Origin of the sequence: Mesorhizobium sp. M7A.F.Ca.AU.001.01.1.1 (genome assembly GCF_004022735.1) — a bacterium.
Taxonomy (GTDB): domain Bacteria; phylum Pseudomonadota; class Alphaproteobacteria; order Rhizobiales; family Rhizobiaceae; genus Mesorhizobium; species Mesorhizobium ciceri.
On sequence record NZ_RZPF01001401.1, the window covers coordinates 1 to 388 of the forward strand.

Here is a 388-nt window from a genome sequence, read left to right on the forward strand (position 1 = left end):
CCGCTTCAACGATCTCGCCAAGAACGGCAAGATCCCGGCGGACGTGCTGGCCAAGCTGCCGCCGGCGGAATCCTATGCCTCGGCCGCGTTCCCGTCGCTCGACGAGCAGGCTAAGGCCAAGGAAGCTATCAGCAAGAACTGGGACGCCACTGTCGGCGCCAACGTCAAGTAAGACTTGAAATCCACCGGGCGGCCGCGAGGCCGCCCGGTCCTTCCTCGAAGACGGTAGCCGGCGCATGACCGATCTCTCGCTTTCAAATCAGGCATTCGCCACCAAGCCGGTGCCGCCGAAGGAGGCGACCGCCTTCCGCTTGCCGACGCAATGGATCGGCGTGGCGCCGTTCTTCATCTTTGCCCTAATGTTCTTGATCCTGCCCACGCTCTATCT

Annotated in this window: 2 pseudogenes; both read left to right on the top strand. The window is 62.9% G+C overall.

The annotated features are described in order from the left end of the window. Nucleotides 1–172: pseudogene (locus EN884_RS40030) on the top strand (ABC transporter substrate-binding protein); the annotation flags it as partial. A gap of 64 nt (nt 173–236) precedes the next feature. Further along, nucleotides 237–388: pseudogene (locus EN884_RS40380) on the top strand (acriflavin resistance protein); the annotation flags it as partial.